Origin of the sequence: Bacillus sp. UNC69MF (assembly GCF_000746035.1) — a bacterium.
In the GTDB taxonomy this organism is placed as follows: Bacteria; Bacillota; Bacilli; order Bacillales; family Bacillaceae; genus Bacillus; species Bacillus velezensis.
This window is the reverse complement of sequence record NZ_KN050800.1, coordinates 1-1133: the sequence shown is the minus strand read 5'-3', so window position 1 is coordinate 1133 and position 1133 is coordinate 1. Positions and strand designations below refer to the sequence as shown.

1 protein-coding gene and 1 pseudogene are annotated in these 1133 nt (G+C 42.1%); both read left to right on the top strand.

Annotation, left to right across the window (positions count from 1 at the left end):
* Positions 1-435 (top strand): annotated as a pseudogene (locus BR62_RS0118190) (NTTRR-F1 domain); the annotation flags it as partial.
* Between the two features lie 126 nt (positions 436-561).
* The coding region (locus BR62_RS19640; protein WP_032871725.1) for an NTTRR-F1 domain at positions 562-1133 on the top strand (572 nt) is incomplete at its 3' end.

The following is a 1133-nucleotide window of genomic DNA, read 5'->3' as shown; positions in this document are numbered from 1 at the left end:
GGAGCTACTGGAGCGACGGGTTCACAGCCGACGGTTGCTTTTCAGAATGCGGTTGATCAAGTGGTGATTCCTTTAGATGGTACTCCGACAAGTGTCTTGACGGCAACTATAACTGCAGTTGCCACTCAATTGGTGAAGATTGATACGACAATTCAGCTTAATATCACCCTTAATCCGCTGACACCTGATTTCTCCCTCGTGCTTTCTCTTGACTTGGAGAGAAATGGAATTATAATCAGCACCGAAACTCTTGAATTGAATCTATTCTATTCAGCCGGGCAATCTATTATTATTCCTCATACGTTTGTTGACCAAGTTCCGGCTTCCGGAATAACTGTGTATAATATGGTATTAACAGTTGGAAATACAAATAATGTAACACAAGTCGATATTACAAACCGGGCTTTAAATGCAACATCATTCCCTCTGCCATAAATGTTTAAAAGGTGATCGTTTTTTCAGTCACCTTTTTTGTATCGCTTTGATAACCATGAGTTTAGATACAATAGTTATGTAAAGTCGGCTGCAATGAAAATACGAATACAAGAGAGGGGGAGTGAATTGGCGATTGGCAACCTCATTGTCAATGGTGGTTTTGAAAGTGGAGATTTAACCGGGTGGGACGTGGCAAATGCCACTGTTAACAGTATATTTGCCCATTCAGGAACATACTCAGCACAATTTTTGATTGAAACAAACACTGCTTCACTTTCACAAATCGTCCCGGTTACGGTCGGTCAGGCATATCATTTTCAAGTTTCATTAGGAACCATTGGAACGGCTTCAAACCCTCAGGTTAACTTGCAAATCTTATATTTAAATTCATTAGGTGTACCGATTGCAACAGGTTTAGATGCAGCGATCACGATAGGCCATTTACCGAATGTAATTTTTAATACATGGACAGAGGTATACCAAACAACAGCTGTTGTTCCTGATGGAGTAACTGATGCTCAGATTATGATCAACAAGGCATCTGTGAATACGAACACAACAATACTAATTGATGACGTGTCGCTCCTTCAAGTCATAGAGAATTCCGGTCCGACAGGCTCCACAGGATCAACAGGCCCAACAGGACGAACCGGGGCAACAGGAGCGACAGGAATAACAGGCCCAACAGGACGAACCGG